The sequence below is a fragment of the Pseudomonas taiwanensis genome (genome assembly GCF_013393345.1).
GTDB lineage: Bacteria > Pseudomonadota > Gammaproteobacteria > Pseudomonadales > Pseudomonadaceae > Metapseudomonas > Metapseudomonas resinovorans_C.
In genome coordinates, this window is sequence record NZ_QJRF01000028.1 from 100,943 (window position 1) to 118,268 (window position 17,326).

At 65.5% G+C, this 17,326-nt stretch carries 15 protein-coding genes; 7 read left to right on the top strand and 8 right to left on the bottom strand.

Annotation, left to right across the window (positions count from 1 at the left end; genetic code table 11):
- Nucleotides 1-184: 184 nt before the first annotated feature.
- The 5 genes from DM872_RS00590 to fadD2 form a co-directional block, all read right to left on the bottom strand.
- Nucleotides 185-1,246, bottom strand: a complete 1,062-nt coding sequence (locus DM872_RS00590) for an HlyD family secretion protein (protein ID WP_179057638.1) — start codon at nucleotides 1,244-1,246, stop codon at nucleotides 185-187.
- A 12-nt stretch (nucleotides 1,247-1,258) separates the two neighbouring features.
- Nucleotides 1,259-2,791 (bottom strand): MFS transporter, encoded by a 1,533-nt coding sequence (locus tag DM872_RS00595; protein ID WP_179057639.1) that lies wholly within the window; start codon nucleotides 2,789-2,791, stop codon nucleotides 1,259-1,261.
- 151 nt (nucleotides 2,792-2,942) lie between these two features.
- Nucleotides 2,943-3,848, bottom strand: a complete 906-nt coding sequence (locus tag DM872_RS00600) for a LysR family transcriptional regulator (RefSeq protein ID WP_179057640.1) — start codon at nucleotides 3,846-3,848, stop codon at nucleotides 2,943-2,945.
- A gap of 120 nt (nucleotides 3,849-3,968) precedes the next feature.
- The gene (fadD1, locus tag DM872_RS00605) at nucleotides 3,969-5,675 is read right to left on the bottom strand and encodes a long-chain-fatty-acid--CoA ligase FadD1 (protein ID WP_179057641.1); all 1,707 of its coding nucleotides are present in this window, start codon (nucleotides 5,673-5,675) and stop codon (nucleotides 3,969-3,971) included.
- A gap of 357 nt (nucleotides 5,676-6,032) precedes the next feature.
- Nucleotides 6,033-7,721, bottom strand: a complete 1,689-nt coding sequence (fadD2, locus tag DM872_RS00610; RefSeq protein ID WP_179057642.1) for a long-chain-fatty-acid--CoA ligase FadD2 — start codon at nucleotides 7,719-7,721, stop codon at nucleotides 6,033-6,035.
- A gap of 185 nt (nucleotides 7,722-7,906) precedes the next feature.
- Between fadD2 and DM872_RS00615 the strand changes: the two genes are divergently transcribed.
- From DM872_RS00615 to DM872_RS00625, 3 genes are all read left to right on the top strand, one after another.
- Nucleotides 7,907-8,644: a substrate-binding periplasmic protein gene (locus DM872_RS00615; protein ID WP_179057643.1), complete on the top strand. Its 738-nt coding sequence runs from the start codon at nucleotides 7,907-7,909 to the stop codon at nucleotides 8,642-8,644.
- Between the two features lie 64 nt (nucleotides 8,645-8,708).
- Nucleotides 8,709-9,668 carry an alpha/beta hydrolase gene (locus tag DM872_RS00620; protein ID WP_179057644.1) on the top strand — a complete coding sequence of 320 codons (960 nt, stop codon included), beginning with the start codon at nucleotides 8,709-8,711 and terminating at the stop codon, nucleotides 9,666-9,668.
- A complete protein-coding gene (locus DM872_RS00625) occupies nucleotides 9,665-10,135 on the top strand; it encodes a MaoC family dehydratase (protein ID WP_179057645.1) in 471 nt (156 codons plus the stop codon). Before DM872_RS00620 ends, DM872_RS00625 begins: the two co-directional genes overlap by 4 nt.
- 269 nt (nucleotides 10,136-10,404) lie before the next feature.
- Here the strand turns inward: DM872_RS00625 and DM872_RS00630 are convergent, their stop codons facing one another.
- From DM872_RS00630 to DM872_RS00640, 3 genes are read right to left on the bottom strand one after another with little or no spacing between them, the layout of a single operon-like run.
- A complete protein-coding gene (locus DM872_RS00630) occupies nucleotides 10,405-11,259 on the bottom strand; it encodes an efflux RND transporter periplasmic adaptor subunit (protein WP_179057646.1) in 855 nt (284 codons plus the stop codon).
- An 11-nt stretch (nucleotides 11,260-11,270) separates the two neighbouring features.
- Nucleotides 11,271-11,477 carry a DUF1656 domain-containing protein gene (locus tag DM872_RS00635; RefSeq protein ID WP_179057647.1) on the bottom strand — a complete coding sequence of 69 codons (207 nt, stop codon included), beginning with the start codon at nucleotides 11,475-11,477 and terminating at the stop codon, nucleotides 11,271-11,273.
- Entirely contained in the window at nucleotides 11,464-13,452 is a 1,989-nt protein-coding gene (locus tag DM872_RS00640; RefSeq protein WP_179057648.1) for an FUSC family protein, read from the bottom strand. The genes DM872_RS00635 and DM872_RS00640 overlap by 14 nt, the downstream gene beginning before the upstream one ends.
- A 119-nt stretch (nucleotides 13,453-13,571) precedes the next feature.
- On the opposite strand from DM872_RS00640, the gene DM872_RS00645 reads away from it, so the two are divergent.
- Genes DM872_RS00645 through DM872_RS00660 form a run of 4 tightly spaced genes read left to right on the top strand, consistent with a single transcriptional unit; the run spans nucleotide 13,572 to nucleotide 17,188 of the window.
- Nucleotides 13,572-14,219, top strand: a complete 648-nt coding sequence (locus DM872_RS00645) for a TetR/AcrR family transcriptional regulator (protein ID WP_218648956.1) — start codon at nucleotides 13,572-13,574, stop codon at nucleotides 14,217-14,219.
- Nucleotides 14,216-15,175: an HlyD family secretion protein gene (locus tag DM872_RS00650; protein WP_179057650.1), complete on the top strand. Its 960-nt coding sequence runs from the start codon at nucleotides 14,216-14,218 to the stop codon at nucleotides 15,173-15,175. The genes DM872_RS00645 and DM872_RS00650 overlap by 4 nt, the downstream gene beginning before the upstream one ends.
- Nucleotides 15,165-16,112 carry an ABC transporter ATP-binding protein gene (locus DM872_RS00655; protein ID WP_179057651.1) on the top strand — a complete coding sequence of 316 codons (948 nt, stop codon included), beginning with the start codon at nucleotides 15,165-15,167 and terminating at the stop codon, nucleotides 16,110-16,112. The genes DM872_RS00650 and DM872_RS00655 overlap by 11 nt, the downstream gene beginning before the upstream one ends.
- Nucleotides 16,109-17,188, top strand: a complete 1,080-nt coding sequence (locus DM872_RS00660) for an ABC transporter permease (RefSeq protein ID WP_179057652.1) — start codon at nucleotides 16,109-16,111, stop codon at nucleotides 17,186-17,188. The genes DM872_RS00655 and DM872_RS00660 overlap by 4 nt, the downstream gene beginning before the upstream one ends.
- The last annotated feature ends 138 nt before the right edge of the window (nucleotides 17,189-17,326 follow it).

The window sequence follows — 17,326 nt, forward strand, 5'->3', positions numbered from 1 at the left end:
GATTCTGCTGTCGTTTTCGGCAAGGGCGGAATTGTCGCAGATTTCCCCCTGCGCGGGCTCGGAGCGATTTCGTTCGGATTTGCCGGCGATGATCCCGGCTGGACCCTGTGTAGGAGCGAGCTTGCTCGCGAAAGGTCGGGCTCAGAAGCTTCGCGAGCAAGCTCGCTCCTACAGGTCCGGAAGATCAGTTCACTTCGGCGACGGCCTGAGGCTCACTGCGCGTATCGATGCTCGCCTCCACCGACATACCCACCCGGAGCTGGCCGAGCAGCGGCTGGCCGGCATCCAGCACGACCTTCACCGGGATGCGCTGTACCACCTTGGTGAAGTTACCGGTGGCGTTGTCCGGCGCGATGGCGGCGAAGGTCACGCCGGTGGCCGGGGCAATGCTTTCCACGCGACCGCGCAGGGATTCGCCGGGGAAGGTGTCCACCTCGATCTGCACCTCCTGCCCCGGACGCACGTGGGTGAGCTGGGTCTCCTGGAAGTTGGCCACCACATAGGCGTGCTCCAGCGGCACCACTGCCAGCAGCGCGTCACCGGGTTTGACGAAGGCACCGACGCGTACCGCGCGACGGCCGACCATGCCATCGATGGGAGCCTTGAGTTCGGTGTGGGAAAGGTCCAGTTCGGCCTGGCGCAATGCCGCCTGGGCGCTGGCCAAGGCGGCCTGCGCGGCATCGCGTTCAGCGGTGAGTATGTCGGTCTGTTTGCGCGTGGCAAGCAGCGCGGCGCTGTGTTCGGCCTGACGCGCCACGACGCTGTCGTAACGGCTGCGGGCCTGCTGCGCGGCCTGCAGGGTGCCGGCGCCACGACCGACCAGTTTCTGGTAGCGCTCCAGCTCATGCTGGGCGAAGACACGCTCGGCACGGTCCGCCTCCAGCGTGGCCTGGGCCTGTTCGATCACCGAATCCTGCCGCTCCAGGGTGGCCCCGGCATTTTCCAGCTGGGCCTGGGCACTGGCGACACGTGCGCGCGCGCCTTCCAGGGCGGCGCGGTAGTCACGATCATCGATGCGGGCGAGCAACTGTCCGGCCTTCACCATCTGGTTGTCTTCCACCAGCACCTCGCGGATGAAGCCGGGCACCTTCGGCGCCGCCAGGGTGAAGTCGGCATGGACGAAGGCGTCATTGGTGTACTGGTCGGTGCTTTCACCCAGCAGGTGCCAGGTGCCCCAGGCCAGCAGGCCGACGCCCACCAGCAATGCGGCCGGGATCACGGGTTTGAAAGTGCGGGGTTGGTTCATGGTCGACTCCGGTCAGGTCGGGGCGCGCGGCGGATAGATGCGCGTGGGCACGAAGGGGATAAGGAGGATCAGTGCAACCGCCACGGCGGACATGCAGAGGTAGAGGTCGGCGGATGTCAGCACCACAGCCTGGAGGTGCAGCCGACGGGCCAGTTCGACGCCGCCGTCCACCAGCGGGTTGTTGCCCAGGCGGTCGACCAGTTGCGTCGAATGAAGATGTAGGCGCAGGGTGGCGAGCGCTTCCAGAACACCGCCCGCCAGCACGGCGGCGAACCCCTTGATAGTGTTGAACCAGGCCGACGCGAAGGGCCCGTCGGTGGGCTTGATGCTGCCGGTGGACAGCATGAGCAGTGGCAGCACGGCCATCGGCGGACCGAATATCTGCAGTGCCTGCACCAGGTAGAAATCGTCGCGAATCCAGGCCGAGGTCAGCTGCGAACCCAGCCAGCAGGAGCAGGCGAGCATGGCCAGGCCGCAGGCGAGCACCCAGCGGCAGTCGACCCAGCGCAGGTTGCACAGGGCCGCCACCAGGGGCAGTGCCAGCAGCTGCGGCAAGGCCACCACCAGCATCACCGGCGCGGTCTGCAACGGGCGGTAGCCCTGCACCTGGGCCAGGTAGCTGGAGGGAATCACCACGGCCGCCAGCAGTACGAACAGCACGCCAGCCAAGGTGAACAGGGCGAAGCTGAGGTTGCGCAGCTTGAGCAGTTGCAGCTTGAAGAACGGCAGCGGGTGCTTCCACTCGTTGAGCAGGAACAGCACCAGCAACACGCTGCCGCCACCGAGCAGCGCGCGGATCAGCGACGACTCGAACCAGTCGAGCCGCTCACCCTGCACCAGCCCGACCACCAGCATGAACAGCGCGGGGAAGCCGAGCGCAAGCCCGAGCCAGTTGAACTGGCGGAAACGCTCCAGGCGCAACGGGTCCTGGGGCAGCCCCCAGGCCACGGCGGCCATGGCCAGTAGGCTGGTGGGAACGATCTGCCAGAAGGCCCAGCGCCAACCGACGAACTCCACCCAGTACGCGGCCAGCGGCGTACCCAGGCTGGGGCCGAAGGTCGCGGTGAGGGCGTAGCCGGCGAGGCCGTAGATCTTGATGTTGGCGGGGAGAAAGCGCAGCGCCACGGTCATCAGGATCGGCGGCAAGGCTCCACCTGCGAGCCCCTGCAGGCCACGCAGCCACAGCAGGCTCTGCAGGTTCGGCGCCAGCGGACTCAACAGCCCGAGCAGCATGAAGGCGGCGATGGCCCAGAGGGTGAAGCGGCGCAGGGACAAGGTCACCGCGAACCAGGGCGCGAAGGCCATGGCGCAGACCGAGGGCGCTGCATAGAGCGCCACCAGCCAGGTGCCTTCGTCACGACCGATGCCCATGGCGCCCCGGATATCCGCCAGCGCCACCTTGATCACGTTTTCATTGAAGCCGGATACCAGCACGGCCAGCAGGACGCCGAGCATTCCAACGACCAGCCGCAGGGTGAAGGGAGTAGCGACAGGCGCCGCCACCGGGCCGGCGACCGGCAGCGGCAAAGCCAGGGAGGCGTTCATCGAGACGCCTTTTCGCCAGCGCGGGAAGTGGAGAAAACGACCATGAGGAGTTACCGGATTGCGGGCACGAGACTGAGTCTATTTGTGCGCCTGCCATGCCGATAACTGCAATTATGCGAATGAATCAGTGCGTTATACGCACGTATCCCCGCTAGCCGCGCAAGCCCTCTTCGCAGCAGCGTTTGATCAGGCGGCGCAGCCAGCGATGGGCGGAGTCGTTGTCGAAGCGCGGATGCCAGGACTGCCGCACCCGCACCTGTTCCAGTGGCAACGGAATCGCGAACGAGCGCAGTGGCAGGCCGAGCCGCTCGCACACGGAAATCACCGGATCGGGCATGGGGAGGATCAGATCGGAATCGTGCAAGGCCAACACTGCCGAGAAGAAGCTCGGGGAAATCAGCCCCACCCGGCGTGAAAGCCCCAGATCGTCGAGCGCCTGGTCGATGGGACCGCGCACCAGCCCCCGGCGCGAAACACTGATCTGGTCAAAGGCGGCGAAGCGTTCCGGGGTGATGGGCGCCTCGAAGATCGGATGCCCCTGGCGCACCAGGCCGTTGAAACGGCATTCGAACAGGCCCTGGGACTTGATCTCCGGGGTGAGCTTGTCGGAAGCGCCGACGATCAGGTCGATGCGTCCGGCGCGCATGGCATCGTCGTCTCCATCGATTTCCGGAACGAAGCGCAGCACCGCACCCGGCGCTTCCTGGCGCATCAGCTCGAACAGCCGGCCGCCATAGCAGACCATGAAGATGTCGTTGGTGCGCACGTTGAACTGCCGCGTCAGGCTCGACAGGTCCACATCGCGGGAATGGAACAGGCCGCTGGCCTGCTCGACCAGCTCGCGCACCTGTTCACGCAGTTCCAGTGCCCGCGGCGTCGGCACCAGACCGCGCCCGGCACGCACCAGGATCGGGTCACCCACCGCATCGCGAATGCGCGCCAGCGTGCGGCTCATGGCCGGCGCACTCAGGTGCATGCGCCGCGCGGCACCCGCCACGCTGCCCTCGTCGAGCAGGACATCCAGGGCCACCAGCAGGTTGAGGTCGGGCAATGACATCGCCGGCTCCAGGGCGAAAGGGAAGATCGCCACTGTAGCGACCGGCCTGAATGCCGTCGATGGGACGCCACGAACGACAAGGCCCCGCAATTGCGGGGCCTTGTCGGGAAGCGATGGGGATCAGGCCTGGGCCTTCTCCTGCTTCGCCTTGAGCTTCTTCAGCTCTTCGTCACGCAGTTCGCGACGCAGGATCTTGCCGACGTTGGTGGTCGGCAGCGCATCGCGGAACTCGATAGCGCGCGGCACCTTGTAGCCGGTCACGTTGCTGCGCATGTGCTCCATCACCTGTTCCTTGGTGAGGCTGACGCCGGGCTTGGCCACCACGAACATCTTGATCGCCTCGCCGGATTTCTCGTCCGGTACACCGATGGCGGCGCACTGCAGCACACCCGGCAGGGTCGCCAGCACGTCTTCCAGTTCGTTCGGGTACACGTTGAAGCCGGACACCAGGATCATGTCCTTCTTGCGGTCGACGATGCGCATGAAGCCGTCGTCCTGGATCACCGCAACGTCGCCGGTCTTCAGCCAGCCTTCGGCATCGAGGATTTCGTCGGTGGCTTCCTGGCGCTGCCAGTAACCCTTCATCACCTGCGGGCCCTTCACGCACAGCTCGCCGGGCGCGCCCAGGCCAACGTCGTTACCCTCGTCGTCCACCACCTTGCACTGGGTGGAGGGCACCGGAATGCCAATGGTGCCGATCTGGATGCTCTGGAAGGGATTCACCGATACCACCGGGCTGGTCTCGGTCATGCCGTAGCCTTCGCTGATGGCGCAACCAGTGACCTGCTTCCAGCGCTCGGCAGTGGCCAGTTGCAGGGCCATACCGCCGGACAGGGTCAGCTTCAGCGCGGAGAAGTCCAGGTTGCGGAAGCCCTCGTTGTTGCACAGGGCAACGAAGAGGGTGTTCAGGCCGACGAAACCAGTGAACTTGTACTTCGACAGCTCCTTGGTCATGGCCGGCAGGTCGCGCGGGTTGGAAATGAGGATGTTGTGGTTGCCGGTCAGCATCATCGCCATGCAATGGAAGGTGAAGGCGTAGATGTGATAGAGCGGCAGCGGGGTGATGAGGATCTCGCAACCGTCGTTCAGGTTGGCGCCCATCAGTGCCTTGCACTGCAGCATGTTGGCGATCAGGTTGCGGTGGGTCAGCATCGCGCCCTTGGCCACGCCGGTGGTGCCACCGGTGTATTGCAGCACGGCGATGTCGCCACCCTGCGGGCTGGCTTCATTGACGGCACGGCCACGGCCCTTGGCCAGGGCATCGTTGAGCTTGACCGCCTTCGGCAGACTGAACGGCGGCACCATCTTCTTCACGTGCTTGATCACGGCGTTGACCAGCAGGCGCTTGAAGGTCGGCAGCAGGTCGCCGACTTCAGTGACGACGACGTGCTTCACGCCGGTCTTGGGCAGCACTTCTTCGGCCAGGTGGGCCATGTTGGCCAGGCAGATCAGGGCCTTCGCGCCGGAGTCGTTGAACTGGTGCTCCATTTCCCGCGCGGTGTACAGCGGGTTGGTGTTGACCACGATCAGGCCGGCACGCATGGCGCCGAAGACGACGACCGGGTACTGCAGGATGTTCGGCAGCTGCACGGCGATGCGGTCGCCGGGCTTGAGGTCGGTGTGATTCTGCAGGTAGGCGGCGAAGGCGCCGGAAAGTTCGTAGAGCTCACCGTAGGTGAGGGTCTTGCCCAGGTTGCTGAATGCGGGCTTGTCGGCAAAGCGTTGGCAGGACTGCTTCAATACCGCCTGGACGTTGGGGTATTGGTCGGCGTTGATCTCGGCGGGAACACCCGCTGGATATTTGTCCTTCCAGAAGTTTTCGGTCATGGAGGCCCACTCCTAAGCAACAGCTGATTTCACTGTCCTCGAGGGACAGTTGTTTGTTGTGTTCTGTGCGATTGTGCGCCCGTCCGGGCAAAAAAACGCGCCGAGATTATCAGCTTTGCCAGAGGCTCACCAGCACCAAACCAGCCCTTACCAGTCATAAAAGTGACCCAAAGCGGTGCAACTGGTCATATTTGGAGTCCGAACTCTAATTCGCCGACAAACGGCGTATTTCGGGGCTTTCACGGGTTCTCAAGGAGGGATCGGACTGTCGGACAAGCCGGCCGTGCGGAAAAGCGGAATGAAAATGGGGCGGGAGGAACGAGGGCAGGACGGAGGACCCGCCCTGCCCTTTTTCGGTCAGGCGATATCGCGCAGCTCACGACGCAGGATCTTGCCCACCGGGGTCATCGGCAGGGCCTCTTTCAGCACGATGTGCTTGGGCACCTTGTAGCCGGTGAAGTTTTCCTTGCAGTAGGCCTTGAGCTCCTCGACGCTGACGCCGCCCTCGCGCGGCACCACGAAGAGCTTCACCGCCTCGCCGGACTTGTCGTCCGGGACACCGATGGCCGCGCAGTTGGCCACCTTCGGGTGGGCCATCACCACATCCTCGATCTCGTTCGGATAGACGTTGAAGCCGGAGACGATGATCAGGTCCTTCTTGCGGTCGACGATGCGTACATAGCCGTCCGGATCGATCACTGCGATGTCGCCGGTCTTCAGCCAGCCTTCGGCATCCAGCACCTCGGCGCTGGCCTCGGGGCGCTGCCAGTAGCCTTTCATCACCTGCGGTCCCTTGATGCACAGCTCGCCGCGTTCGCCCAGTGGCAGTTCATTGCCGGCGTCGTCGATGGTCTTGAACGCAGTGCCCGGCACCGGAATGCCCACGGTTCCCAGGCGAGCCAGGCTGCCGTAGGGATTGGTGCTGGCCACGGGGGAGGTTTCGGTCAGGCCGTAACCCTCGACCACCGAACAACCGGTCATGGCCTGCCAGCGCTCGGCGGTGGCCTTGACCAGGGCGGTGCCGCCGGAGTTGGTGACCTTGAGGTTGGAGAAGTCGAGGTGTTTGAACTCGGGATGATCCATCAGCGCGACGAACAAGGTGTTCAGGCCCAGCAGCGCGGAGAAGCGCCACTTCTTCAGCTCCTTGATGAAGCCGCCGATGTCCCGCGGGTTGGTGATGAGAATGTTGTGGTTGCCGTTGACCATCATGCACATGCAGTTCGCGGTGAAGGCATAGATGTGGTACAGCGGCAGCGGCGCGATCATGATCTCCTGGCCCTGCTTCATCAGCGGCGCACCGTCCGGGCCGTGCTGCGACAGGCAGGCGTCCACTTGCTGCATGTTGGCCACCAGGTTGCCGTGGGTCAGCATCGCGCCCTTGGCCACGCCAGTGGTTCCGCCGGTGTACTGCAGCACGGCGATGTCTTCCAGACTCACCCGCACCGGCTTTAGCGCATGGCCCTGGCCCTGCTTCAGCGCGTCCTTGAAGGACACCGCCTGGGGCAGGTGATAGTCCGGGACCATCTTCTTCAGCTTCTTCACCACGGTGTTGACCAGCCAGCCCTTGAGGCTCGGCAGCAGGTCACCCATGCGGGCTTCGATCAGGAATTCGATTTCGGTGTCGGGCAGCACCTCTTCGACCAGCTTGCCGAACAGGTTGATGTAGACCAGCGCACGCACTCCGGCGTCCTTGAACTGGTGACGCATCTCGCGGGCGGTGTACAGCGGGTTGGTGTTGACCACGATGAGGCCAGCGCGCAGGGCACCGAACACGGCGATGGGATACTGCAGGACGTTGGGCATCTGCACGGCGATGCGGTCGCCGGGCTTGAGATCGGTGTTCTTCTGGAGGTAGGCGGCGAAGGCGGCGGACAGGCGATCCAGCTCCGCATAGGTCAGGGTCACGCCCAGGTTGCTGAAGGCTGGACGGTCGGCGAATTTCTTGCAGGACCGCTCGAACACCTCGATCACCGACTTGTAGGCGGCCAGATCGATTTGGTTAGGCACACCGGCCGGGCGTTTGTCGCTCCAGAAATCAGGTTGCATTGTTCTTATCCTCGAATCCCTGAAATAGTCTGGCCCGCACTGCGGGGCTGCCCGGAACTTAACAGTTCCGACGCAGCCCGCAAATATGCGACCGAGTGTCATTGACCACGTGAATCTTGCCGATAGTCCAGTTAGATTCGCCTAGCATCAGAACAAGAACATGACATTCGGATTACCTATCACCCATGCGTTTCCCCCTGGTCCTGTGTGCGCTGCTGTCCTGCCTGTTCCTCAGCTGCGGCGTCCGGGCCGACCTCCGTCTGGCCACCCTGGAATATCCGCCTTACTGCTCGCAGTCCCTGCCGCAAGGCGGCAGCATCATCGAGCTCACCACGCGCGCCTTCGCCACCCAGGGTTACAAGGTCCAGGTGGATTTCATGCCCTGGGCGCGCGTGCGCGCCGCCCTGCACAGCGGCCATTACCAGGGCGCCCTGGCCCTCTGGCCGCGTGAAGTGGTGGAGGAGAACCTGCATGCCTCGCGTCCGCTGTTCTACAGCGAGCTGGGTTTCTTCGTGCGCAAGGACACGCCGGTCGATTTCAAGGACCTGTCCGAGCTCAAGGGACGCAAAGTGGGCGTGGTCAGGGGCTACGGCTACCCGGCCAGCGTGCTGCGCTCGGGCTTCAGCGCCGAAGAGGCGGTGGACGACATCTCCAACCTGCGCAAGCTGGACGCCGGGCGTTTCGACCTGGTGCTGCTGGAGCGCGTCGTGGGCCAGTACCTGGTCGCCACGGACGATCACCTGCGCGGCAAGCTCGAATGGCAGCCGCCAGCGCTGGAACGCATTCCCCTGCTGGCGGGCTTCACCGCACCGCGCCCCGGTCAGCCGGACTGGGCGCAAATCTACGAGCGCGGCCTCAAGGACCTGTTGGCCAGCGGCGAGTACACGCGAATCCTCGAACGCCACAACGTAGCGCCCAACTGAGCAGGCTTTGCGCCACCTTCGCGCCCGTGCACAATGCGCCGAATCCCCGGCATAAGGATCGGCCATGCGCCACGACGCCTTCTGGCTCGACGCGAGCGATAGCACGCCCCTGTACGTCAATCACTGGTCCGGCGAAAGCCCGCCCAGGGCCGTGGTCATGCTGTCTCACGGCATGGCCGAACACGGCGGCCGCTATGCCCGGCTGGGTGCGGCCCTGACAGCCGTCGGCTTCGAGCTCTACGCCCTCGACCAGCGTGGCCATGGCCGCAGCGCCGAGCATGGCGTCCTCGGCCAGTACGCGGCGGACGGCGGCTGGAACAAGGTCATTGGCGACCTGGCCAGCCTCAATCACCACATCCGCCAGCAGCACCCGCAAGCGCCGATCTTCCTGCTCGGCCACAGCATGGGCAGCTACATCGGCCAGGCCTACCTGATGCACCACAGCTGCAGCCTGCAGGGCGCCGTCCTCTCCGGTTCCAACTACCAGCCCGTCGCGCTGTACAAGGTGGCTGCCCTGATCGCCCGCTTCGAGCGCTGGCGCCGGGGCAAGGAAGGCCGTAGTGCGCTGATCGAGTTCCTCTCCTTCGGCTCCTTCAACAAGGCCTTCAAGCCCAACCGCACGGCCTTCGACTGGCTCAGCCGCGACCCGGCGGAAGTGGACAAGTACGTCACGGACCCGCTCTGTGGTTTCCGTTGCACCAACCAGTTGTGGCTCGACCTGCTCGGCGGGCTTCAGAGCATCACCCCACCGAAACACCTGGCACAGATCGACCCCGATCTGCCGCTGCTGGTGATCGGTGGCGAACGCGACCCGGTCAGTGAAGGCCGGCGCCTGCAGGAACTTGCCGCGGCCTTGCGCCGGGCCGGCATCAGGGACGTGCAGCTGAACATTTACCCCGACGCCCGTCATGAGCTGCTCAACGAGAGCAACCGCGACGAAGTGACCAACGACGTGATCGACTGGCTGGAGCGCACCCTTGCCCACAGTCGGCACCACCCAACGCAAGCCAAGGAGACCGCATGAGCCAGGTAACCAACTTCACCTACGACGCCCTGGAAGTCGGCCAGAAAGCCACCTTCTCCACCACCGTGGAAGAGCGTCACGTCCAGCTGTTCGCCGCCGTCTCCGGCGACCGCAACCCGGTGCACCTGGACGCTGAGTACGCTGCTGGCACCATGTTCAAGGAGCGCATCGCCCACGGCATGTTCACTGGCGCCCTGATCAGCGCCGCCATCGCTTGCGAAATGCCTGGCCCGGGCAGCATCTACCTCGGCCAGCAACTCAAGTTCACCCGCCCGGTGAAACTGGGCGACACCCTGACCGTAGAGCTGGAAATCCTCGAGAAGCTGCCGAAGAACCGCGTACGCATCGCCACCCGCGTGTTCAACCAGAACACCGATCAAGTGGTGGACGGCGAAGCCGAAGTGCTGGCACCCAAGCAGCAGCTCTCGGTGGAACTGCCGGAATTGCCGCCGATCACCATCGGTTGATTGCGCTGGATACAAAAAAGCCCGGATGAGTCCGGGCTTTTTTGTGGGCGACTGTTTTTCCTGTGGGAGCGAGTTCATTCGCGATAAGGGTGGGCACCGAGCGGGCCTGACGCTGCCCTCACCCCAACCCTCTCCCAGAGGGAGAGGGAGCTGTCCGTGCCCGCTGAGTAATTCTTCGTTTTCCTGTGGGGGCGAATTCATTCGCCAAGCAGGACGCAGTCCTGCCGTAGGTTGGTCCGAGGAACGAGGCCCAACGATTCAGCCCTGTTTTACTCCGCCACCGTCACACTCGCCGTCATCCCAGCGCTCAGGGTCACGTCGTCCGGCACCTTGTCCAGCTTGATCCGCACCGGAATCCGCTGCGCCAGGCGTACCCAGTTGAAAGTGGGCTCGACGTTCGCCAGCAACTGAGTATCCGGAATCGCATTGCGGTCGGTGATGCCGCGGCTGATGCTTTCCACCTTGCCGGTCAGCGGCTCGCCCGCGCTCATCAGCCAGACCTTCACCGGCGCACCGACCTTGATGCGCGGCAGCTTGGTCTCCTCGAAATAGGCCTGGACGTAGAAGGAACCGTCGTCCACCAGCGCCATCACCGGCTGGCCAGCGCCGACGTAGTTGCCCTGGGCCAGGCGCAGGTTGGTCACCTGGCCATTGCGCGGCGCACGCAGTTCGCTGCGGGCGAGGTTGATCTCGGCCACCTTCACCTCCGCCTGGGCTTCACGGTATTCCGCTCGCGCCACGTCGGCGGTGATCAAGGCGTTCTCGCGCAGCTCCGCGCTGATGGCCTGCGGCCCGAGATGTACGCGGCGGGACGCCTCATGCTCATGCAGGCGCAACTGATGCTGGCGGGTTTCGGCCACCGCGCGGGCCTTTTCCAGGGCGGCCTGGTAGCGCTCACGGTCGATGCTCAGGAGCAGGTCGCCGGCCTTGACCTGCTGGTTGTCCTGCACCTTCAGCTCCATCACCCAGCCGGACACGTCGGGCGATATCACCACCACGTCTGCGCGCACCCGTGCGTCGCGGGTCCAGGGAGCGAGCATGTAGTGCTGCCAGAGACCATAGCCGGCCACGATGGCCACCACGACCAGGGCAAGGGTTACCAGTACGCGCAGCGTGGAACGCATCGTCATCTCCTTCACCAGTGCCCGGTCAACGCGACCAGCGCCGCCAGCACACACACATACAGGGCACAGTCGAACAGCGCTTCGTGCCAGATCCAGCGCGCCAGCCCGACTCGCGCCAGGCCCACGCGCAGCGCGCCGGTCACCAGCAGTGCCAGCAACGCATAAAGCAGAAAGGGGCTGAGCAGCACACCGCCAAAGGACCATTCACGCAAGCCCATGGCTCTCCTCCTGTTGTTCACACCATTGCCGCCAACTCTGCTGCAACTGCAACAGCGCCGCCTGGGCGAGGCGACGGTCGATGGTCCGGCCGGCCCCCCGCAGGGCCTTCAGCAAATCCTCGACCGGCTCGTCCAGCGCCTGGGCGCGGCCGGGCGCCGGCCCCTGCAGCACCACACGTTCCAGATGCCGCAGGAAGCGGTCCTCCGATGCGCCCAGCGGCCTGTCGGCTGCGGCCAGGCAACGCCGCAGGTGCAGCAACTCGTCGCCCACATCCAGACTGGCGATGCCATCGTCCCAGCGACTGCGGCTCTGCTCCGGCAGCACCGGGTAGAGCCGCGCCAATTGCAGCAGGCGATCCGCCATGCGCCCACCGAACCAGTTCTCTGCTCCGGCCAGGCGCACGCCGGTCAGTCGCGCCAGATCGTTCAGGCTCGCCTTGAGCAGGCGGCGGCCGTGCCACACTGGATTGCGCAGGGGAATGAGGCGGAACGCGCATACCGCGAAGCCTACGCCAAGGAGCATGGAAATCGCCTCGTTGAAGAACAGCCCGACATCGAAGCGCATGAGGTTCTGCGGCGCACAGAGCACGATGAAATGCAGGCAGAACGAAGTAGCCGTGGCGCCCAGCGCAGGCTTGGCCATGCCCAGCGCACCGAAGAACAGCGGCACGCCGAGGGCCATGCAGAGCATTGCGAAGCCGCTGAGCTGCGGCAGGAACAGCTGGCCGACAACAAAGGCCACAGGCAGCGCATAGAGGATCCCGCGCAGGAACATCATGCCGATCTGCTCGGCATTCTCGCGGCTGGCGAACAGGCCGCAGATCACGCAGGTCAGGGTCAGCGCGCCCACTGCCGCGGTCCAGGCGGTGGCCAGCCAGAAGGCCGACAGGCCGAGGAAGGCCAAGGCGCTGCGCAGGCCGTAGATGGCGGCGGTCGGCACGTCGCGATGGGCGGACAAGGGCTGTGGTGCATCCTCCGGCGCTTCGCCCCGCTCCACCGCATGCATGGCGTCGACCGCCTCCGAGGCCTGGCGCATCACCACTGCCATGCGGCCCAGGCAGTATTGCTGGACGGTGCTCAGGGACTCGTCTTCGGACGCCAACAGCAGTCGGTCGCGCAACGCATCCAGGCGTGCCACATCGGGTTCAGCCAGGGTCTGCTCCACTTCCTCCACCCAGGGCCGCAACCCTTCGGCTTCGTCTTCCCCCAACTGGCGCCACTGGCGCGCGACCCCGCGCGCCAGGCGTAACAGGCTGAGCAGGTCGCGACTGAGCACCTGCAGCGCCAGCGCACGTTGTCGTCCCAGGTTGCCCTCGAACCAGGCGTGCTCGCGCTGTGCATCCACCGCCACGATGCGCCCCAGCACGCCGAGCAGGCCCTGGCGTTCCTGCCGCTCGCCCTTCAGGGCGGAGATCGACGCCTGGATGCCGCATTGCCAGGCGTCCCGCGCCTGGCGCGCCAACTGGCGTTCCACCCGCTGCGGCCAGAGCAGTGCGCTGGTGAGCGTGGCGCAGAGGATACCGAGGCAGATCTCCGTGGAGCGCGCCACGGCCTGGTCGAACACCGCCAGCGGGTGGGCGATGGCAGGCAGGCCAATGATGGCGACCGTGTAACCGGCCAGCACGAAGGAATAGGACCAGGCACTGCGCAGCATGGTGGAGGCGGCGGTACAGATGCCCAGCCAGGTCGCCAAGGCCAGCAGGAACAGCCAGGGCGTCTGCGCGAAGAGACCGACGATAGCCACCGACATGACCGTGCCCACCAGGGTGCCGAGCAGCCGCGCCAAGCCCTTCTGCACCACCATCCCGGACAGCGGCTGGGCCACGATGAACGCGGTCATCAATGCCCACTGCGGCTGCTGGAGGTCGAAGCGGAAGGCGCACCAGAGCGCAAGCGCGCCGCCCAGCAGGGTCTTGATCGCGAACTGCAGCGCCGGAATGTCAGGCGCCAGGAAAGCACGCAGGGCGTCGCGCACGGGCGGGGTCCAAGGCTGATCCGTAGAAATTGAAGATAGCCCGCATTTCGCGTTCGTCGGCTGTTCGTTGTTAATTAATTAAATGCATATTTAAATAAGCCATCCTTACCCGTCCGGAGATGCTTACCGTGACCCGCCCCCGTTCCCCCGGCCGCCCCACAGGCGATTCCCAGCTCCAGCGCGAACGCCTGCTGGACGCCGCTACCGAAGCCTTCGCCCATATCGGCGTGCACGCCGCCAGCCTGCGCAGCATTGCCCAGCAGGCCGGCGTGACACCCGCACTGGTGAATTACTACTTCGGCAACAAGGAGCGCCTGGTGGAGGCCATGGTCGAGGAACGCCTGCTGCCTCTGTTCCAGGGCATGGGCGAACGCCTGCAACAGGTCGGTGACGATCCGCTGGAGCTGGTCGGCGCCTTCGTTCGCGGCATGAGCGCCAACCTCAGCCGGAATCCCTGGCTGCCACCGCTCTGGGTCCGTGAAGTGCTCTGCGAAGGCGGCGCGCTGCGCGAAATGCTCACATCCCGCTTCGCCCCGATGGTGCCCTTGCTGTTGGCCCAGCGCTTCGCCGCAGCGCAGGCGGGGGGACGCCTCAACCCCGATATCGACCCACGCCTGCTGGTGGTTTCCCTGGTCGGCATGGTGATGCTGCCCTACGCCGCCGGGCAGATCTGGCGCGGCATCTTCGCCACGCCGGAGCTGGGCGACGAAGCCATGGTGAAACACATCATGGCCCTGCTCGAGCGCGGCCTGGAGGTGAAGCCATGAAACGCCTGCTTCCCTGCCTGTTGGCATTCGCCCTGCTCAGTGGCTGCGAAGACCCCGCGCAACAGCCGCTGCTCGGCACCCTTGAATGGGACCGTATCGGGCTGCCCGCCGAAGCCTCGGAAACCATCCTCGCCTGGCGTGTGGCCGAAGGCGATCAGGTGCAGCAGGGCCAACTGCTGCTGGAACTCGACCCGCGCCGCCTCGATGCTCGCCTCAAGGAAGCGCAAGGTGACGTCGCCCAGGCGCAGGCGCGGCTCGATGAGCTCAGCAACGGTGCCCGCAGCGAGACCATGGACGCCGCTCGCGCCACCCTCACCCGCAATCGCGCGGAAGCGACCGATGCCGAGCGCAACTTCCAGCGCATTGCTGCCCTCTATCAGCGCCGCCAGGTCGCCATTGCCGAGCTGGACCGCGCCCGCGCCGCCCGCGACCAGGCCAACGCCGCAGTGAAGAATGCCGACGCCCAGCTGCGCGAACTCACCAACGGCACCCGCCCGGAACAGATCGAACAGGCCACCGCCCTGCTCCTGGCCGCCCAGGGTCGGCAGGCGCAGTTGCAGGTCACCCGCGAACACCTGAGCCTGCGCGCGCCCCGCGACGGCCGGGTCGACGCCCTGCCCTTCAAACCGGGCGACCAGCCGCCGCTGAGCGCCGAGCTGGTCAGCCTGCTGGTGGGCGATGCGCCTTACGCGCGGGTTTACGTGCCGGCCTCCGTGCGGCCGAACATCACCATCGGCGATTCCCTGAAGGTGAAGGTTGAAGGCGTGGCCGAACCCTTCGATGCCACCGTGCGCAGCATCGCCAGCGAGTCCAGCTTCACCCCCTACTTTGCCCTGACCGGCGACGATGCCAGTCGCCTGGTGTACCGCGCCGAACTGGTGCTGCAGGGCGAGGCAGCGCGCAAGCTGCCCGCGGGCCTGCCGGTGCAGGCGGAGCGAGTGAGCCATGAGCAGTAACGACGCGGTCATTCGCGCCAGCGGCCTGACCAAGCGCTTCGGCCAGCTCACCGCCGTCGATGGCCTGAATCTGCACGTCAACCGCGCCGAAGTATTCGGATTCCTCGGCCCCAACGGCTGCGGCAAGTCCACCACCATCCGCATGCTCTGCGGCCTGCTGCTACCCAGCGCGGGCGAGATCGAAGTGCTGGGCTGCCGCATTCCCCAGGACGCCGAGGAACTGAAACGCCGCATCGGCTACATGACCCAGAAGTTCTCCCTGTACGAAGACCTCACGGTGGGGGAGAACCTGGAATTCCTCGCCACCGTCCAGGGACTGGACCGCCGCGAAGCCCGCCAGCGCATCGACGAATTGCTGGAGCGCTATTGGCTGGCGGATCGCCGCAAGCAGCTCGCCGGCACCATGAGCGGCGGCCAGAAACAGCGCCTGGCCCTAGCCGGCGCGGTGCTGCACAAACCCGACCTGCTGCTGCTCGACGAACCCACCAGCGCCGTGGACCCACAGTCGCGCCGAGAATTTTGGGATTCGCTGTTCGAACTGGCCGAAGCCGGCACCACCCTGCTGGTCTCCACCCACTACATGGACGAAGCCGAGCGCTGTACGCGCCTCGGCATCCTCGATGCCGGCCGTCTGGTGGCCGACGGCAGCCCCGCCGAACTGATGGCCGCCCTGCCCGGCCGTCCGCTGCTGGTGGAATGCGCCCAGCCGCGTCAGGCCCAGCGCGCCCTGCAAGGCGCCGAGGAAGTCATCGCCATGGCCCAGATCGGCGCCACGCTGCGCGTGCTCAGCGCTGTCGATGATGCCCACGATCGCATCGCCCGGCGTCTGGCCGAACAAGGCGTCGAAGCCGAGGTGAAACCCACCGAGGCCAACCTCGAAGACGTCTTCGTCGCTGTCACTCACCGCCCGCTGCAGCAGGCCGGAGCCTCGTCATGAACCTGCGCCGCCTGGGGGCCATCGTCCTCAAGGAACTCCGCCAGCTGCGCCGCGACCGCCTGACCTTCGCCATGATCGTCGGCATCCCGGTCATGCAACTGGTGCTCTTCGGCTACGCCATCAACATGGATGTGCGCGGCCTGCACGCCGCCGTGCTGGACCAGGCCGATACTGCCCGTTCCCGCGAAGTGGTGGCCGAACTCGGGGCCAGCCAGGTGCTGGACTTCCGCTACCAGCTCGCCACCCCACAGGAACTGGACAAGCTGCTGCGCGAAGGCAGCATCAGCGCGGCCCTGGTAGTGCCGCCGGACTTCGAGGCGCGTCTGCAACGCAAGGACCGCCCACCATTGCAGCTGGTGGTGGATGGCTCCGACCAGGTCGTGCAGGCCTCAGCCCGGCAACTGGCGGCCTATCCCCTGCCCGGCTGGCCCAACCTGACCGGCGTGCAGGTGGTGAACTTCTACAACCCGGAACGCCTGGCGCCGCTGAACACGGTGCCGGGGCTGATCGGCGTGATCCTGACCATGACCATGGTGCTGTTCACCGCCATCGCCCTGGTGCGCGAGCGGGAGCGCGGCAACATGGAGCTGCTGATCACCACGCCGGTTTCGCCCTGGGAACTGACCCTGGGCAAGGTGCTGCCCTTCGTCGGCATCGGCCTGGTGCAGGTGACGGTGATCCTGCTGGTGGGGCTGTGGCTGTTCGAAGTGCCGGTGCGCGGCTCGCTGCTGGAGCTCTACGGCGCGTCGCTGGTTTTCATCTTCGCCAGCCTGACCTTGGGCGTGTTCATCTCCACCCTGGCGCGCAGCCAGTTCCAGGCCATGCAGATGGCCTTCTTCACCTTCCTGCCGCAGATCCTGCTCTCTGGCTTCATGTTCCCCTTCGCCGGCATGCCACAGGCGGCGCAGTGGATCGCCGAGATACTGCCGCTGACCCACTTCCTGCGCCTGACCCGCGGCATCATGCTGCGCGGCGCGGGCCTGGCCGACCTCTGGCTGGAACTGGTGGTGCTGGTGGTGTTCACCCTGGTGATGCTCACCGTTGCGGTGATGCGGGTGCATAAGCGGTTGGATTGATAAGCGCGTATGGAGCAAGCCGTTTTGTGGGAGCGAATTCATTCGCGAATAAATTCGCTCCCACAAAGCGGGTTGCCGCCGAACGAAGCGAAACCCAACGATTCACGGCCCTGCCCCATTTCGTTGGGCCTCGTTCCT